Origin of the sequence: Nonomuraea jiangxiensis, from assembly GCF_900099965.1 — a bacterium.
Classification (GTDB): domain Bacteria; phylum Actinomycetota; class Actinomycetes; order Streptosporangiales; family Streptosporangiaceae; genus Nonomuraea; species Nonomuraea jiangxiensis.
Map to the genome: position 1 here is coordinate 196,130 of NZ_FNDJ01000007.1, position 17,140 is coordinate 213,269.

Annotated in this window: 13 protein-coding genes; 8 read left to right on the forward strand and 5 right to left on the reverse strand. The window is 71.8% G+C overall.

The annotated features are described in order from the left end of the window. Positions 1 to 604: 604 nt before the first annotated feature. Positions 605 to 1,111: a GNAT family N-acetyltransferase gene (locus BLS95_RS17395; protein ID WP_090932399.1), complete on the reverse strand. Its 507-nt coding sequence runs from the start codon at positions 1,109 to 1,111 to the stop codon at positions 605 to 607. Then, positions 1,108 to 1,296, reverse strand: a complete 189-nt coding sequence (locus BLS95_RS57915) for a DUF5999 family protein (RefSeq protein WP_090932401.1) — start codon at positions 1,294 to 1,296, stop codon at positions 1,108 to 1,110. Before BLS95_RS57915 ends, BLS95_RS17395 begins: the two co-directional genes overlap by 4 nt. A gap of 968 nt (positions 1,297 to 2,264) precedes the next feature. On the opposite strand from BLS95_RS57915, the gene BLS95_RS17405 reads away from it, so the two are divergent. The 3 genes from BLS95_RS17405 (at position 2,265) to BLS95_RS17415 (ending at position 6,743) form a co-directional block, all read left to right on the forward strand. Continuing rightward, positions 2,265 to 3,377 (forward strand): serine/threonine-protein kinase, encoded by a 1,113-nt coding sequence (locus BLS95_RS17405; protein WP_090932403.1) that lies wholly within the window; start codon positions 2,265 to 2,267, stop codon positions 3,375 to 3,377. Between the two features lie 35 nt (positions 3,378 to 3,412). After that, positions 3,413 to 5,278 carry a serine/threonine-protein kinase gene (locus tag BLS95_RS17410; protein WP_090932405.1) on the forward strand — a complete coding sequence of 622 codons (1,866 nt, stop codon included), beginning with the start codon at positions 3,413 to 3,415 and terminating at the stop codon, positions 5,276 to 5,278. 79 nt (positions 5,279 to 5,357) lie between these two features. Next, on the forward strand, positions 5,358 to 6,743 hold the full coding sequence (locus tag BLS95_RS17415; protein WP_090932407.1) for a class II fumarate hydratase: 1,386 nt from the start codon (positions 5,358 to 5,360) through the stop codon (positions 6,741 to 6,743). A gap of 68 nt (positions 6,744 to 6,811) precedes the next feature. On the opposite strand, the gene trpD is transcribed toward BLS95_RS17415, so the two are convergent. Next, entirely contained in the window at positions 6,812 to 7,861 is a 1,050-nt protein-coding gene (gene trpD / locus BLS95_RS17420) for an anthranilate phosphoribosyltransferase (RefSeq protein WP_090932409.1), read from the reverse strand. Positions 7,862 to 8,116: 255 nt separating this feature from the next. Between trpD and BLS95_RS17425 the strand changes: the two genes are divergently transcribed. From BLS95_RS17425 to BLS95_RS17445, 5 genes are read left to right on the forward strand one after another with little or no spacing between them, the layout of a single operon-like run. Then, positions 8,117 to 8,869 (forward strand): 3-hydroxybutyrate dehydrogenase, encoded by a 753-nt coding sequence (locus BLS95_RS17425; RefSeq protein ID WP_176993238.1) that lies wholly within the window; start codon positions 8,117 to 8,119, stop codon positions 8,867 to 8,869. A gap of 28 nt (positions 8,870 to 8,897) precedes the next feature. Further along, positions 8,898 to 10,796, forward strand: coding sequence for a helix-turn-helix domain-containing protein (locus BLS95_RS17430; protein ID WP_090932413.1), 1,899 nt, complete (start codon positions 8,898 to 8,900; stop codon positions 10,794 to 10,796). A 55-nt stretch (positions 10,797 to 10,851) separates the two neighbouring features. Next, complete coding sequence (locus BLS95_RS17435) at positions 10,852 to 12,126, forward strand: MFS transporter (protein WP_176993239.1); 1,275 nt, start codon at positions 10,852 to 10,854, stop codon at positions 12,124 to 12,126. Then, on the forward strand, positions 12,123 to 13,127 hold the full coding sequence (locus BLS95_RS17440; RefSeq protein WP_090932416.1) for an alpha/beta fold hydrolase: 1,005 nt from the start codon (positions 12,123 to 12,125) through the stop codon (positions 13,125 to 13,127). The genes BLS95_RS17435 and BLS95_RS17440 overlap by 4 nt, the downstream gene beginning before the upstream one ends. After that, positions 13,128 to 14,270 carry an alpha/beta hydrolase family protein gene (locus BLS95_RS17445; protein WP_090932419.1) on the forward strand — a complete coding sequence of 381 codons (1,143 nt, stop codon included), beginning with the start codon at positions 13,128 to 13,130 and terminating at the stop codon, positions 14,268 to 14,270. It begins immediately after the preceding gene. On the opposite strand, the gene BLS95_RS17450 is transcribed toward BLS95_RS17445, so the two are convergent. Then, on the reverse strand, positions 14,263 to 16,260 hold the full coding sequence (locus BLS95_RS17450) for a glycosyltransferase (protein WP_176993240.1): 1,998 nt from the start codon (positions 16,258 to 16,260) through the stop codon (positions 14,263 to 14,265). The two genes, BLS95_RS17445 and BLS95_RS17450, sit on opposite strands and share 8 nt — an antisense overlap. Before the next feature lie 70 nt (positions 16,261 to 16,330). Next, on the reverse strand, positions 16,331 to 16,942 hold the full coding sequence (locus BLS95_RS17455; RefSeq protein WP_483869876.1) for an aggregation-promoting factor C-terminal-like domain-containing protein: 612 nt from the start codon (positions 16,940 to 16,942) through the stop codon (positions 16,331 to 16,333). Positions 16,943 to 17,140 lie beyond the last annotated feature (198 nt).

The following is a 17,140-nucleotide window of genomic DNA, read 5'->3' on the forward strand; positions in this document are numbered from 1 at the left end:
GGGGCGGCTTGTGCGGGCGACTCGTGGCCGGCTCGTGCGGACGGCTCGTGCGGACGGCTCGTGCGGACGGCTCGTGCGAGCGGCTCGTGCGGACGGCTCGTGCGGACGGCTCGTGCGGACGGCTCGTGCGAGCGGCTCGTGCGGGCAACTCGTGACGGCGGCTCGTGCGGGCGGCTCATGAGGGCAGCTCATGGGCGGCTCGTGCGGGCAACTCGTGGGGGCGGCGGCTCGTCCGGCCGGCTCGTGGGGTGGATCGGGAGGGGAGCTCATGGGACGGCTTATGCAGGCGACTCGTGGCCAGCTCGTGCGGACGGCTCGTGCGAGCGGCTCGTGCGGGCAACTCGTGACGGCGGCTCGTGCGGGCGGCTCATGGGCGGCTTGTGCGGGCAACTCGTGACGGCGGCTCATGAGGGCAGCTCATGGGGGCGGCTCGTAGAGGCGGTGGCTCGTGCGGACCCTGTAGCCGTGCTCGGGGGACAGCCCGGGGGCTGCAAGGGCGTGGGAGGGCGCCGTGGAGGGCGTGTCGGAAGGGGCGTCGCTGAAGGGCGCGCGGGGAGCGGGGGGGTAGGTCGTCGCCCGGGGAGCAAGGCGGGGCGCGGTTTGGTCAGGCGGTGAAAGGGGTCGGGTAGGCGATGGTGCCGCTGGGGACGGGCCGGGAGCCGTCCAGGGCGAGGGCCATCATGGCCTCGTCGGGGGCGTCGAAAGGGGCCCGGATGCCGAAGATCGAGGCACGGCTGAAGCCGAAGCGCGGGTAGTAGTCGGGGTGGCCGAGGACCAGTACGAGGCTCTCCCCCATGGCATGGGCCGCGGCGAGCCCCGCGGCGATGGCGGCGGAACCGGCGCCGCGCCGCTGGTGGGCGGGCAGCACGGCGCAGGGCGCGAGGGCGAGTGCGGGGCTGCCGTCGACGTGGCAGCGGGTGAACAGAGCATGTCCGGCTACGATCCCGTCGAGCTCGGCCACGAGGGACAGGCCGGGTATCCAGGCGGGATCCTTCCGGAGCGCGTCGACCAGGTCGGCTTCGAGCGCCGAGTCGAAGGCCGCGAGGTTGATCTCGCGGATCACCGGCACGTCGCGCTCTTCCTCCGCCCTGGTGAGCCAGGGGAGCGTCACGCGGCGACCGGCGCGCGGTGCGGCGCCACGACGGAGCCGTCGGGCAGCAGCAGGCCGGTGTCATCGAACAGCACGACACCGTTGCAAAGGAGGCTCCAACCCTGGTCAGGGTGGGCCGCGATCACATGCGAGGCCTCACGGTCGGGAGAATCGGCACTCGGGCAAGCGGGGTAGTGACTGCACATCGCGCACCTCTCAGATTGCGCTCCAGATTGCGGGTTTTCAAAAGGGCAGCGAACGCCCTGACGGAGTGCGAAGATCCAGCGTGGCTCTGGTCGGTCGGTTGGGCCGGCGGCGAACCTGGGTCTGGCGCATCTTCATCACGTCCTTCTTCAATGGTCGGTCGTCAGTGGTGGAACCGTGGTGCTCGACCTCAGTGTGACTCGCGATACTGACAGTTTTCCGACGTCCCTGAGGGTTTACCTTCTTGCTTGGCTCAACGATGCCCCCGTCCCCTTACGACGTCCTTACAACTCGCTGACGGGGCCCGGTGGTTCCTGTCAGCAAGACTGCCGTACACGTGAAGTTCCCCTACTAGGCATCATGCACATTTATTGGCGACGTGAGTGTGCCGATCGGCACAGGGCGGCGATGAGCTGGGAGGACGCACGCCAAAAAACTCGGCGAAGATGCGGGCGCGGGCGGCGGTAAGCCACCGGCGCGCGGCGACCCAACTGACCCTCAGCACATTGCCAAGGCAAGGCCTGGATCATAAATCTGATGCAATTGAGAGTGAGTAGCGACAGCGCAACCGCATCCCGTCAGGCGCCAGGCAAGCCTACGTCAGGTGTGTCAACGACACCCTCGACGCCACGCCGTGGCCCGCCTGCCGGGCTCGCCCTCGCCACCTCGGTCATACGTGTGAGCCCTGGCGACGTCACCATGGACTCGACCACCGTGGCGGTATGGTCATGAGCACGATCTTGGTGCTAACGTTCGGTGCCCGCGGGTACGTCTGCCGCCCGCGGTGCCGCGCACGTCCACCCCCCGCCGTACCGAGTGCCACACCGAGTGACCGTGGGCCTCGCCACCTGGCCCAATGCGGCCGGGAGGAGCGCTGACGTGACGAGTCAGGCGGGTTGACTTAAGTTCGCAACATTTTATCGGCCCCGCCTCTACTGGTCGGTTTACACAAATAGGTAAGCTGCCTGGCATGCGTGCGCCCTCCGGTTACCTACTCGCCGCGCGCTACCGGCTCGTGGAGCCGGTTGGTCGGGGCGGCATGGGCACCGTTTGGCGGGCACATGACGAGCTGCTCCACCGGGACGTGGCGGTCAAGGAAGTGCGGCTGCCGTCCGTGCTGGACGAGGAGCTGCGCGCCGAGCTGTGCGCGCGTACCGAACGTGAGGGCCGGGCCACCGCGATGGTCGCGCACCCTTCGGTGATCACCGTCTTCGACGTGGTCACGGAAGACGACCGGCCGTGGATCGTGATGGAGCTGCTGCACGCCAAATCCCTGGAGCAGCTCATTCAGGAGCAGGGACCGCTCCACCCGCGCCGGGCGGCCGAGATCGGCCGGCAGATCCTCGGGGCGCTGCGTGCCGTGCACGCCAAGGGCATCCTGCACCGCGACGTCAAGCCGAGCAACGTACTGGTGACCGAGGATCGCGCGGTGCTCACCGACTTCGGGCTGGCCGCGCTCGAAGGTGACGTTTCCATCACCCAGGCGGGCATCGTGCTGGGGTCCGCGGGATACATCGCTCCAGAGCGGGTGCTCGGCTCGAAGGCCAGTCCCGCCGGCGACCTGTGGTCGCTCGGGGCGACCCTCTACACCGCCGTCGAGGGCCGGGGGCTGCACGGCCGCCGTACGGCCGCCGCCGCGCTCGCGGCCCTGACCAGCGGCGAGCCGATCCCGATGTCCAAGGCCGGGCCGCTGGCCCCGGTGCTCGACGCGCTGCTCAGGATCGACCCGCAGACCAGGCTCGACTCCGTACGCGCCTCGCTCATGCTGGCCAGGGTGGCCGCGGGCGGTTCGGCGGAGGAGCCGCTGGCCCCGCGCAAGCCCGTACGCCCCATGCCGCAGCCCGGCCCGCCACCCTCCGTCGCGCGCAGGCCCACGCACCGCGGGCTGCACCGGGCCGAGACGGCGACAACGGCCGTGGCCATGCCCGCGGCGCGGCAGGAGCGCAAGCCGGGCGAAGGCGTCCACCGGAAACGAGTTCAAGATCGACCAACACCGTCCGCTTATGCCCGTTTCAAAGCTACGGTGATAAAGTTGTGCCTTCCTCGAAGGTTCTGGCCCAGAGAACTTCGCAAGCGAGGGTAAAGCACTTCCCAAGCGAGAATCGATATCTTCTTCGTATGCCGGAACAGCAGAACCGCCTGCTCGCGGAGCGTTACGAGCTCGTCGTCCCCCTCGGCCGGGGCACGATGGGCACCGTGTGGCGCGCCCGTGACCGCGCGCTCGGGCGCGAGGTGGCGGTCAAGGAAATCCGCCAGGATCCCGGGCTCACCGAGGAACAGCGGGCCGAACTCCGCGAACGCATGGTGCGCGAGGGCCGCATCGCCGCGCGCATCAGCCATCCGTCCGTCGCCTCCATCCACGACGTGCTGATCCACGACAACAGCCCGTGGATCATCATGGAGCTCATCGAGGCCCGCTCGCTGGAGCAGGTGATCGACGAGGAGGGGCCGTTGCCACCGCGTCTGGTGGCGGAGATCGGGGTCGATCTGCTGGGGGCGCTGCGCGCCGCGCACGCCCAGGGCATCACGCACCGCGACGTCAAGCCGGGCAACGTGCTCATCACCGAGCACGGCCGGGTGGTGCTGACCGATTTCGGCATCGCCAAGGCCGAGGGCGACTCCCGGCTCACGAAGACGGGCATGGTGATCGGTTCTCCCGGCTACACCGCGCCGGAACGTGCCAGGGGTGAGTACACCGGGCCCGAGTCCGACATCTGGTCCCTCGGGGCCACGCTCTACTTCGCCGTCGAGGGGCGGCCCGCGTACGAACGGGCCACGATCGCGGAGACGCTGGCGGCGCTGCTCACGGAGAGCGCCGACCCGCCCACGCAGGCGGGGCAGTTGCGGCCCGTCCTGAACGGGCTGCTCAACAAGGACTATCGGCAGCGGCTCGGTGCTGCCCAGGCGGAGACCATGCTGCGGATGGTCGCCGACACTCCGACGAGCGAGATGCCGGTGCTCTCGGCCGAGGCTCTCATGGCGCAGGAGGCCGTTATGCCCGATCCGTTCGCCGCCGCCCCGAAGCCCACCCCGGGCCGGCCCTCCGGTCCCCAGAGCCCCGCTCCCGCCCGTCCAGGACCGCAGGACGGGCCCGGCGGCCCGTTGCAGGGCGGACCAGGACACCCCGGCCAGGGACAGGCGCCCGGCAGGCCGGGCGGGCCGGTGCCGGCCGCTCCCGGAACGCAGGGCGGGCCGGTGCCGGCCGCTCCCGGAACGCAGGGCGGGCCGGTGCCCGCCGGTCCAGGAATGCAGGGCGGACCGGGGCAGCACCCGCAGGGAGGACAGCGTCCGGCGTCCGGGCCGCAAGGGCCGATGCGCGGCCCGAGCGCGCCCACCGTGCCGCAGGCCGCCACGCCCGGACGTCCGGACCGGCAGCAGTTCGGCTCGCAGGCTCCCGGAGCCCCCACCCGCGACACCCCCGGCAACGGCCCCGCTGGGCAGGGCTTCGGTCAGGGACCCGGCGGGCCCGGGCCGCACCCGGGCGGCCCGCAGACGGCGGGTGGCCGTGGCGCGCAGGGCGGTCCCGGCGCCCAGGGAGCCGGTCCGTACGGCCCCGGCCCCCAGGGCATGAGCCCGTACGGCGGGCCGCAGGGCCCCGAGGCGGGCTACGACCCCAACCAGACCGTCAGTATCGCCCGGCCCAAGTTCCCCGCGGGCCCGGAGCAGGGACGGCCGCCGCAGGGGCCGGATGACGAGACCGCCGTCACCACCCGCCTCCGCACCCCGCAGAGCGGTTCCCCGGGGCAGCAGGTGTATCCCGTGCCCGCGCCGCCCGCGATGGACCGGCCGCCGCTGCCGCAGGCCCCCCAGGAGAGCCGGCAACAGAACCAGCAGGGTGGCCTCGGTACGGACCTGTTCGCCATCGCGGGGGAGCCCGAGCAGCGACCGGCGGGCAACCGCAACGGCATGCTCGTGCTCATGGCGGTGGCCGCCGCCGCGGCCGTCGTGATCGCCGTGCTCATCGTGGCCCTCATTTCGAGCTGACCGCCCCGGAGACTCGTTCCGGCCGGTGCCCGAAGGGTGCCGTCCGGCCGGGTGGACGGTCGTGCCTCAGACTGGAGTCATGAGCGAGTTCAGAATCGAACATGACTCGATGGGCGAGGTACGCGTGCCCGCCGGTGCCAGGTGGCGCGCCCAGACCCAGCGGGCAGTGGAGAACTTCCCGGTCTCGGGCCGGCCGCTGGAGCCGTCCCACATCGCCGCCCTCGCCCTGATCAAGGCGGTGGCCGCCGAGGTCAACAGCGAGCTCGGCGTGATCGACAAGGACATGGCCGAGGCCATCGCCCAGGCCGCCGCCGACGTCGCCGAGAACGAGTACGACGCCCACTTCCCGATCGACGTCTTCCAGACCGGCTCGGGCACCTCGTCCAACATGAACGCCAACGAGGTGATCGCGACGCTGGCCGAGGAGCGGCTGGGCCGTCCGGTGCACCCCAACGACCACGTGAACGCCTCCCAGTCCTCGAACGACGTCTTCCCCACCTCGATCCACGTGGCGGCGGCGACCGAGGTGAGCTACCACCTGCTGCCCTCGCTCAGGCACCTGGCGGAGGCGCTGCGGGAGAAGTCGATCGAGTTCGCAGGGGTGGTGAAGTCGGGACGCACCCACCTGATGGACGCCACGCCGGTGACGCTCGGCCAGGAGTTCGGCGCGTACGCCACCCAGATCGAGCACGGGGTCGCCCGCGTCGCGACGGCGCTGGACCGCGTGCTGGAGCTGCCGCTGGGCGGCACCGCGGTGGGCACCGGCATCAACACCCCGCCGGGTTTCGCCCAGGAGGCCATCGCCAGGCTGCGCGAGGCGACGACCCTCCAGTTCCGTGAGGCCGCCGACCACTTCGAGGCCCAGAGCGCGCAGGACTCCATCGTCGAGCTGTCGGGGCAGCTCAAGGTGGTGGCGGTGTCGCTCACCAAGATCGCCAACGACCTCCGCTGGATGGGCTCGGGCCCGCGGGCCGGGCTCGGCGAGATCAACCTGCCCGACCTGCAGCCCGGCTCCTCGATCATGCCCGGCAAGGTCAACCCGGTGATCCCCGAGGCCACGGCCATGGTCGCGGCGCAGGTCATCGGCAACGACGCGGCGATCACGTTCGCCGGCGCGTCCGGGAACTTCGAGCTGAACGTGCAGCTCCCGGTCATCGCCCGCAACATCCTGGAGTCGATCAGGCTGCTGGCGAACGTCTCCCGCCTGCTCGCCGACCGCTGCGTCAGCGGCATCACGGCGAACGCGGAGCGCCTGCGCGAGTACGCGGAGTCGTCCCCGTCGATCGTGACGCCGCTGAACAGGTACGTCGGCTACGAGGAGGCGGCCAAGATCGCCAAGCAGGCCCTGGCGGAGCGCAAGACCATCAGGGAGGTCGTCATCGAGCGCGGCCACGTGGCCGACGGCGCCCTCACGGAGGAGCAGCTCGACGCCGCCCTCGACGTGCTCTCCATGACCAGGCCGTAACGACGTGACCAGCCCTGACGCCGTGGCCAGGCCCGGCGAGGCTCGCCGGGCGAGCCGCAGGGCCGGGCCTAACCGGCGGCGGCGGCGCGGGTGGCCTGGGCCCAGCGGGTGAGCAGGGACAGGGCAGCGCCGGAGTCGACGGCGTCCACGGCCCGCTTGTAGGCGGCGGCCAGGGCCGGCGTGAGCTCGGACGCGGGCGGGGTGCCGTCGGCCGCCACCACGGCGGCGGCCGCGTTCAGCAGGACGATGTCCCGTACCGGCCCGTGCTCGCCCGCGAGGACCGCCCGCGCCACACCCGCGTTGTGCGCGGCGTCGCCGCCACGCAGGTCCTCGGGGCGGGCCCGCGGGATCGACAGGTCCGCGGGGTCGAAGGCGGCCGGTGTCACGGCGCCCCGGCGGACCACCCACACCGAGGAGGGACCGCAGGTGGTGAGCTCGTCGAGCCCGTCGTCGCCCCTGAAGACGAGCGCGGAGGCGCCGCGTTCCGCCAGCACCCCGGCGATGACCGGCGCCAGGACCGGGTGGTAGACCCCGACCGCCTGGGCGTGCGGCAGGGCGGGGTTGGTGAGCGGGCCCAGGAAGTTGAAGACCGTGGGCACGCCCAGCTCGCGGCGCGGCTTCGAGGTCCGTTTCAGCGCGGGGTTGAACACGGGCGCGAAGCAGAACGTGATGCCGACCTCGTCCGCGACCCTCGCCACCGCGGCCGGCGCCAGGTCGATGACCACGCCGAGCGCCTCCAGCACGTCGGCGGAGCCCGCCATGGAGGAGGCCGCGCGGCCCCCGTGCTTGACCACCTTCACGCCGGCGGCGGCGGCCACGACGGCGGCCATGGTGGAGATGTTCACGGTGTTGGCCCGGTCGCCGCCGGTGCCGACGAGGTCCACCAGGTCGCCGGGGATCCTGATCGCGGCCGCCCGGCGGAGCATGCCGTCGGCCAGCCCGGACACCTCCGCCACGCTCTCGCCCTTGGCCCGCAGCGCGACGGCGAACGCGGCGATCTGGGCGTCGGTCGCCGCCCCTGACATGATCTGCTCCATCGCCCAGGCGGCCTGGTGCGTGGTGAGGGACACGCCGTCGAGCAGCGTGCCGAGCAGTCGTGGCCAGGTGGTGTTGATCATGCTGGGCTCCCCTTGTCGTCAGTGCTCGACGGGGGGCCACCACAAGTCGAACGGCCGCCTCGCCGAGGCGGCCGTGCGTATGTCGCTGGATGGTCCGCCTAGGAGGCGGGCCACCACGAGAACGAATACGCGATCATGAGGCCAACATAGCAGATCCCCCGGAGGCCGCGGATTCGCGCAACCACATATGGCGATACTGATCTATGTCGCCCGCACCCATGCGTCCAGGTACGGTCACCGCTTATGGTTCGGGGTATGGCGAAGGAGCTGACGGGGCGGACCGCGCTGGTGACGGGGGCAGGGAGCGGCATCGGGGCGGCCTGCGCCCGGCGGCTGGCCGCGGCGGGCGCCAGGGTGCTGGTCGTGGACCTGCGGGCCGAGCCCGCCGAGAAGGTGGCCGCCGACATCGACGGGCTGGCCGTGGTGGCCGATCTGGGCGATCCCGGGTTCGTGGCGGCGCTGCCGGACGAGCCCGTCGACATCGTGGTGAACAACGCCGGGTTCCAGCACGTGGCGCCGATCGAGGAGTTCCCGCCCGAGGTGTTCGCCACGATGCTCAGGGTGATGGTGGAGGCGCCGTTCCTGATCGCCCGCAAGGTGCTGCCCGGCATGTACGCCAGGGGCTGGGGACGGTTCGTGAACATCTCGTCGGTGCACGGGCTGCGGGCCTCGCCGTACAAGTCGGCGTACACGACGGCCAAGCACGCGCTGGAGGGCTTCTCCAAGGTCGTCGCGCTCGAAGGGGCGGCGCACGGGGTGACCTCGACCTGCGTCTGCCCCGCCTACGTGCGGACCGGGCTGGTCGAGGCGCAGATCGCCGACCAGGCCAAAGTGCACGGCATCGCCCCGGAAGAGGTCGTGGAGAACATCATGCTGCAGCCCGCCGCCATCAAGCGGCTGATCGAGCCCGAGGAGGTGGCGGAGCTGGTCGCATACCTGTGCGGGCCGAGCGGAGGGTTCATCAGCGGCGTGTCCCTGCCCATCGACGGCGGCTGGACGGCGCGATAGTGCCCCGGCCCGGCGGCGGAGCGGCGCTGTGACCACCCGCTTCCTCGAACTGCTGGCCAGGGAGGCCTCGGCGGTGGAGTTCGAGGGGCCGATCATCCAGGCCAGGGCGGCGGGGGCGGACGCGGCCGCGATCGAGGCGCTGGAGCAGGCCAAGGTCGAGGCGCTCAAGGTGCGCGACCTGCTCAGGAGGCGGGCCAGGCGGGAGGCCGAGCTGTCGGCGCTCTACGACACGGCCGGCGACCTGGCCGCGCTGCGCGACCTCGACGCCGTGCTGGAGGCGATCGTGCACCGGGCCAGGCAGTTGCTGGCCACCGACACCGCCTACCTCACGCTGCACGACCCCGAGCGTGGCGACACGTACATGCGGGTCACCGACGGGACGATCTCGGCCAAGTTCCGGGGGCTGCGGCTGCCCATGGGGGCGGGGCTGGGCGGGCTGGTGGCACAGACGGCCACGCCGTACGCGACCGCCGACTACTTCGCCGACGCCCGCTTCCGCCACAAGGACGACATCGACGAGGCCGTGCAGGAGGAGGGCCTGGTCGCGATTCTGGGCGTGCCGCTGCGGCTGGGCCAGCGGGTGATCGGCGTGCTGATGGCGGCCAACCGCAGCGCGCGGCCGTTCCACCAGGAGGAGGTGGCGCTGCTGGCCAGCCTGGCCGCGCACGCCGCCGTCGCGATCGACAACGCCCGGCTGCTGCAGGAGACCAGGAACGCGCTGGAGGAGCTCTCCCAGACCCACCGGGCGCTGCGGGAGCACGGGGAGGCCGTGGAGCGGGCGGCGATGGCGCACGACCGGATGACCTCGCTGGTGCTGCGCGGCGGCGGGATCGAGGACGTGGCGGCCGTGGTGACCGACGTGCTGGGCGGGTCGCTGGCGGTGCTCGACGACCTGGGCGCACCGATCACGGGCGACGTGGGCCAGGTGGACGCGGGGGTGTTCGAGGCGGCGCAGGCGTCCAGGGCGCTGGGACGTACCGTGCGCAGGGGCGACCTGCTGATCGCCTCGGTGGACGTCGGCGGGGAGCCGCTGTGCACGCTCATCCTGCGCAGCGACGACGCCGACGAGCGCATCCTGGAGCGGGCCGCGCTGGTGTGCGCGCTGCTGCTGCTGTTCCGCAGGAGCGTGGCGGAGGCCGAGGGGCGGGTCAGGGGCGAGCTGCTGGACGACCTGATCGCGCGGCCGGACTCACCCGGCCTGACCGAGCACGCCCGCCGGCTGGGCGTGGACCTGTCGGCGCCGCACGTCGTCGTGGTGGTGCGACATGAGGGCCAGCGGGAGCGGGCCGCCTTCTGGGCCTCCTCGCAGGCCGCGCTGCGGCACGGGCTGGCCGCCGGCCGGGCGGGCGAGGTGGTGCTGCTGCTGCCGGGCGAGGACGCGGGCCGCCTCGCCCAGCGGGTGGCCGCCGAGCTGTCGGCGTCGCTGCACGTGCCGGCGACGGCGGGCGCGTCCGGGGTCAGACCGGGCGGCCCCGATCCGGGATCGTCCCACCAGGCGCGGGCGGGCCGCGGTACTCGGGCGGGTGACGTGGCCGCCGCCTACCGCGAGGCGCGCCGGTGCGCGGAGGCATTGATCGCGCTCGGGCGGGCCGGGGACGGCGCCAGCGCGGCCGAGCTGGGCTTCGTGGGCCTGCTCGTCGGCGAAGGCCGCGACGTGCGCGGTTTCGTGGGCGAGGCGCTCGGCGCCGTCATCGACTACGACACCCGCCGGGGCACCGCGCTCGCCGACACGCTGGCCGCCTACTTCGGCTCGGGCTGCTCGCCCTCCCGTACGGCCGAGAGCATGCACATCCACGTCAACACCGTCACGCAGCGGCTCGACCGGATCGGCAAGCTGCTCGGCGACGGCTGGATGGAGCCGGAGCGGGCGCTGGAGATTCAGCTCGCGCTCCGCCTGCACCGGCTGGGCCACACATCCATTGCCTAGACTGTGGGCTCCGGCCCCATATGAGTGATGCCGGTCACTCCTTACCGTGACCGGCATGGCCACTTCCATCAAGAAGATCGTCGCCGCGAGCCTGATCGGCACCACCATCGAGTGGTACGACTTCTTCCTGTACGGCTCGGCAGCCGCGCTCGTGTTCAACAAGCTCTTCTTCCCCGAGTCCGATCCGCTGACCGGCACGTTGTTGTCGTTCCTCACCTATGCCGTGGGATTCGTCGCCCGCCCGCTCGGCGGCCTGATCTTCGGCCACTTCGGCGACCGGATGGGGCGCAAGACGCTGCTGGTCGTCAGCCTGCTGCTGATGGGCGCGGCGACGTTCCTGATCGGCTGCCTGCCGACGTACGAGACCCTGGGCCCGGCGGCGGCGCTGCTGCTGACGGCGCTGCGGCTGGTGCAGGGCTTCGCGCTGGGCGGCGAGTGGGGCGGCGCGGTGCTGATCGTCTCCGAGCACGGCGACACCAAGCGCCGCGGCTTCTGGGCCTCCTGGCCGCAGGCCGGAGCGCCGGGCGGGAACCTGCTGGCCACCGGCGTGCTGGCGGTGCTGGCCGCCTGGCAGTCGGAGGAGGCGTTCCTGTCGTGGGGGTGGCGAGTGCCGTTCCTGCTGTCCGGGGTGCTGGTGCTGATCGGGCTCTGGATCCGGTTGTCGATCAGCGAGTCGCCGGTGTTCCAGCAGGCCGAGCCCGAGGAGCGGGCGCCGATCGTGGGCGTGCTGCGCGACCACTGGCGGAACGTGATCGTGGCCATCGGGGCCCGGCTGGCGGAGAACATCTCCTTCTACCTGCTGACCGTCTTCGTCATCACGTACGCCAAGGAAGTCGGGATCGCGAACTCCACGGTGCTGAACGCCGTACTGATCTCCTCGGCCATCCACTTCGTCACGATCCCGATGTGGGGCGCGCTGTCGGACCGCGTCGGCCGCCGCCCGATCTACCTGGCGGGCGCCGCCGGCATCGGGGTGTGGATCTTCGCCTTCTTCCCGCTGGTGGACACCGGCAACTTCCTGGCGATCACCCTCGCCGTGACCGTCGGCCTGCTCTTCCACGGCATGATGTACGGCCCGCAGGCGGCCTTCTTCTCCGAGTTGTTCGGCACCAGGACCCGCTACACCGGCGTCTCCATCGGCGCGCAGTTGTCGGCGATCGTGGCCGGGGCGCTGGCCCCGCTCATCGCGGTCGCGCTGCTGCAGGCCTATTCGAGCAGCGTGCCCATCTCCGTCTACCTTGGGCTGGCGGCGGTGCTCACTCTGATCGCCGTCTACGCCGCCCGCGAGACCCAGGGCCGCGACCTGGCCGAGAGGATGCACGCACAATGAAGATCACCACGCCGAGGCTCACGCACCACGTCCTGACCGTCGAGGGCAGGACCACCGGGGAGCCCGTGCTGTTCGTGCACGGGAACGTCTCCTCCAGCGCCTTCTGGCGCGACACCATGGCGGCGCTGCCGGAGCGTTACCGCCCGCTGGCGGCCGACCTGCGCGGCTTCGGGGAGAGCGACCCGGCTCCGGTGGACGCCACCCGGGGCGTGCGCGACTGGTCCGACGACCTGGCCGAGCTGGCCGAGTCGCAGGGCCTGACGGGGCTGCACCTGGTGGGCTGGAGCCTGGGCGGCGGCGTCGTCCTGCAGTTCCTGCGTGACCACCCGGCCCTCGTCCGGAGCCTCACGCTGGTCAACCCGGTCTCCCCGTACGGCTACGGCGGCACGGAGGGCCCCGACGGCCGGCTGACCCACCCCGACGGCACGGGCGCGGGCGCCGCGGCCGCCAACCCGGATTTCGTGGCCCGGCTCAAGGCGGGCGACATGTCGGATGAATCCCCCACATCACCCCGCAACGTCTTCCGCACCTCCTACGTGAAGACCCCCGACGGCATCGCCGACGAGGACTTCTACGTACGCTCGATGCTCACCACCCGCGTGGGCGAGCACAACTACCCTGGCGACCCCGTCACCTCCGCCGCCTGGCCCGGCGTGGCCCCCGGCAAGCACGGCGTGCTCAACGCCCTGGCCCCCACCCACTTCCGGCTGGACGACCTGCACGAGATCGACCCCAAGCCGCCCATCCTGTGGATCAGGGGCGCCGACGACGTGATCGTCTCCGACGCGTCCCTGTTCGACCTGGCCCACCTGGGCGCGCTGGGCGTCGTGCCCGGCTCCCCCGGCACCCCGGCCCAGCCCATGGTGACCCAGACCAGGGCCGTGCTGGAGCGGTACGGCAACTACCGGGAGGCCGTGCTGGACGACTGCGGCCACAGCCCGCACCTGGAGCACCCGGCCGAGTTCCGGCGGCTGCTCACCGATCACTTCGGAGAGGCATAGATGATCGTCGCACTCACGCTGGTGGCCGGCCTGTTGACGGCGCCCCACCAGCTCACCGTCCCGGGCGCCGAGCGGCAGGTCGTGGCCTCGCTCGCCGACTTAACCACGGCGGGCACCACGCAGACCGGCCACACCGACCCCGCGGACTGGGCCGGGCTGCACTCGGCCGCCACGGTCAACCCGACGGGCGTGCCCGGCATCCAGATCGACGGCTACTTCCCCGACACCTCCACCACCAACGCCACGCACGGCTGGAACCACGACTCCCAGTTCGTGATCAGGCTCCCGAAGAAGTGGAACGGCGGCCTGGTCGTCAGCGGCACCCCGGGCAACAGGGAGCAGTACGCCAACGACTACACGATCTCCGACTGGGTCCTGGCCAAGGGTTACGCGTTCGCCTCGACCGACAAGGGCAACGTGGGCGCGGCCTTCTACGAGGACGGCCGCCGCCCCGGCGACGCCATCGCCGAGTGGAACGACCGCGTCACCCAGCTCACCGTGGCCGCCAAGGCGGTGGTCAGGCAGCAGTACGGCAAGCAGCCCAAGCGCACCTTCGTGGCCGGCATCTCCAACGGCGGCTACCTGGTCCGGTGGCAGCTGGAGAACCGCGGCTGGCTCTACGACGGCGGCGTGGACTGGGAGGGCACCCTCTGGCGGGTCAAGGGCGACAACCTGCTGAACTTTCTGCCGCCCGCGCTGAAGGCGTACCCGGACGAGGCGGGGGTGCGGGCGGCCGGGTTCGCGGCGGGCTCGGAGTTCCTGTGGCCGTTCCACCGGCAGTACTACTGGGAGCTGACCCAGCAGCTCTACCAGAAGGAGCTGGACCCGTCCTACCAGGGCGCGCCGGCCGACTACGACTACGACGCGCGCAAGCCGTACGCGGCCGTGGCGAAGATCGCGCTGACCGGCCGGATCACCAAGCCGCTGATCACCCTGCACGGCACGCTCGACACGCTGCTGCCCATCTCCCGCGACTCCGACGTCTACGCGAAGATGGTCGGCCCGCACCGGCCGTTCCGCTATTACCGGGTCGAGGGCGGCAACCACCTGGACAGCCTGGTGGACGCCTACCCCGACCGGCTGAAGCCGATCCTGCCGGTCTTCAGGAACGCCTTCGAGGAGCTTGAGGGCTGGGTCAGCTGAGGTAGCGGTGCTTGCCCGCGCGCGCCAGGCGTACCAGGTGGCGCGCGCCGGGCAGCCGCCGGCCGATGCGGTGCAGCACGCTGTCCCGGCCCAGCGGCGAGCGCCGCCGCCTGGGGTCCACGGCGGCGGCGGGACGCGCCTGGCCCCTGCCCCTGCGCACGTCCAGCGAGAACCGCAGCCCGACCTCCTCGTCGGTCGTGCGCAGCGACGGCAGCCAGCCACCGGAGCCCAGGTGGTCGCCGCCCGCCTCCAGCCGCCTGACCGGCACCTTGGCCACGAGCTGCCCGGCGAGCCGGCCCGGCACCCCGGCCTCGACCAGCGCGGGCGCGGACACCTCCCGGCGCCACCGCCGTCCGGCGCCGCGCAGCACCAGCTCCAGCGGCGGCCCGCCGCTCGGCGGCACGTACGGCACCGGCAGCACCACGTACAGGTACCCGTCGAGCTGCTTGACCATGACCCCCGGCGAGACCAGCGCGATCGACTCCGAGAACGAGCGCGGCTCGATGGCCAGGCCGAGCTCACCGTCGTCGCTCCAGCACGGCAGCACCAGGCGCGTCTTGGGCCGCTGGGCCAGCACACCCAGGCAGTTGAGCGGGCCCTCGGGCCGGCCGACCCGGCTCCTGGCCTGGTTGGCACCGCCGAACATGCGTACGTGCACCTCCCACTGGCCCTGCTCCAGCGGCCCGCCGAACGCGGCGGTCGCCACGTCCACCCGGGACTCGGCGTTGATCAGCACCCGGGCGCGGTCGTCGCCGTCAGCCACGCGCTCCACCCGCTGGGTCAGCGGCAGGAAGTGGATGACACCGGTCTCCATGTGCCGCACGTAGAGCTCGATACGGGCCCGCTCGACCGCCTCCGTGACGTCGGTGACCTCGTCTGCCAGCGACTCGGTGTCGATCGAGCGCGGCGGGATCCAGTGCAGACGGTCGCCGTCCATCCGGTAGTGGTCGGGGGTGCCGTCGCCCGACATCACCTCCACGGTCAGCCCGAGCACCAGGATGTGGGCGTCCCAGCGCACCTCGGTGAGCTCGGCGCGCAGCCCGGCGCGCTTGGTGGAGTTCGCCAGGAGCACGATCTGGTCCAGGCGGCCCGCGCGGACGTACGCGGCCACCACCCGCAGCTGGACGGGCAGGTAGCGGTCGAGCCGCTCGGGGAACCGCTCGGAGACGAGCTTCTGCACGACCCGGAAGTGCATGCCGCGATCGACGGAGGAGTCGGCGAACCTGGTGGTCACCAGCGGGCGCAGGACGGCCGTGCGGAACCAGTAGCCATACAGGCGGTCGCGCTGGCGTCCCTCGCCGATGAAGGCGTCGATGTCGTCGAGGAGTGACCGCAGCTCCTTCGCCATCGCCCGCGGCTCCTCGGTGCCCGGCCGCTCGCCGAGGTGGCAGCAGACATGCTCGGCCAGCACGGCGACGACCTTGGCGTGCAGGTAGGCGCGCAGCACGAATGCCTGCTCGGCCATCCGCCCGCCGGACACCGCGAAGCCGAGGTCGTGCTCCTCCAGGAAAGCGCGGCGGTAGAGCTGCTGCGGGACGAGCACGGTGAGCAGGCGGTCGCGCAGGACGTCGGCGCGGGGGACGCTGCGCTCGAAGGCGGTCATCGGCGGCCCGGAGTCCCGGATCAGCCGGCCGACCAGCACGTCCGCGTCGGTCTCCACGGCGCGCTCGTGCATGCGTTCGAGCGCGTCCTTCTCCAGGCGGTCGCCCTGGTCGAGGAAGTAGACGTAGTCCCCGGTGGCCGCCGCCAGGCCCACGTTGCGGCCGCGCATCGGCGAGCCCGTGTGCGGCAGGTGCAACGCGCGTACGTTGTCGCGGACGGAGGCGATCGCGTCGAGGCGGTCCCCGATCCCGTCGGTGGACCCGTCGTTCACGAAGATCACTTCGTAGTCGCCCGCGGGCATCGTCTGCTCCAGTGTGGAGCGCATGCACGCGTCGGCGGTGCCACCCGGATTGTGGACATTGACGATCACACTGACCTTCACACCCATGCGGCCAGCGTGCGCCCGCATATCGCAAAGGGCGCGGCGGCTTGCCGATTGGAGAAGGAAAGTTGACCTGTTAGTACCAGCCCACCGACTGTGAGTGGCCCCAGGCGCCGCAGGGGGTGCCGTAGCGGCCCTTGATGTAGCCGAGGCCCCACTTGATCTGGGTGGCGGCGTTGGTCTGCCAGTCGCTTCCCGCGCTGGCCATCTTGCTGCCGGGCAGGGACTGCGGGATGCCGTACGCGCCGGAGTAGCGGTTCATCGCCCGCTCGTTCCAGCCGCTCTCCTTCGTCCAGAGGGCCTCCAGGCAGCCCCACTGGTCGCCGCCCCATCCCATGCCGGCGAGCATGGCCTTGGCGGTGGCCTTGTTGCTGCCCGGCGAGGGGTTGCTGCCCGGCGGGAAGTTGGCCGCGGGGAACCCGTCGCCGCCCGGCGCCTGCTTGGGGACGACCCAGCTCAGCTTGTCCTTGCCGTCGCCCTCGCGGTTCTCCTTCAGCCGGTCGGCGCGGTAGGCCTGCTCGGCGGCGTTCTTGAGCTGGTCGGTCTTCGGGTCCGGCGCGGACAGGTCGCCGCCGGCCAGCATGCCGAGCTCCTGCATGGTGAAGGCGTGGCTGGGCGGCTTGTTGGCGTTCTCCACGGCGCGGTAGGCGACGTATCCGCCGCCGCCGAAGACGACCACCAGCGACACGACGGCGATGAGAACGCGTTTCGGGGTGAAACGCGAGGGCCGGCGCCGCACGGGGACTTCGTCCCGTGGGGGGCGCTCGCGCGTCTGCTGGCGTGGGCTCACGATCCATGAGCTTGCCCTGTCATGGGGGGTGGTCCGCAACCGAAACGCGGTAATCGCTTTACGCTGGTTTGGCTAACCAGCAGGTTAGCGTGGCCT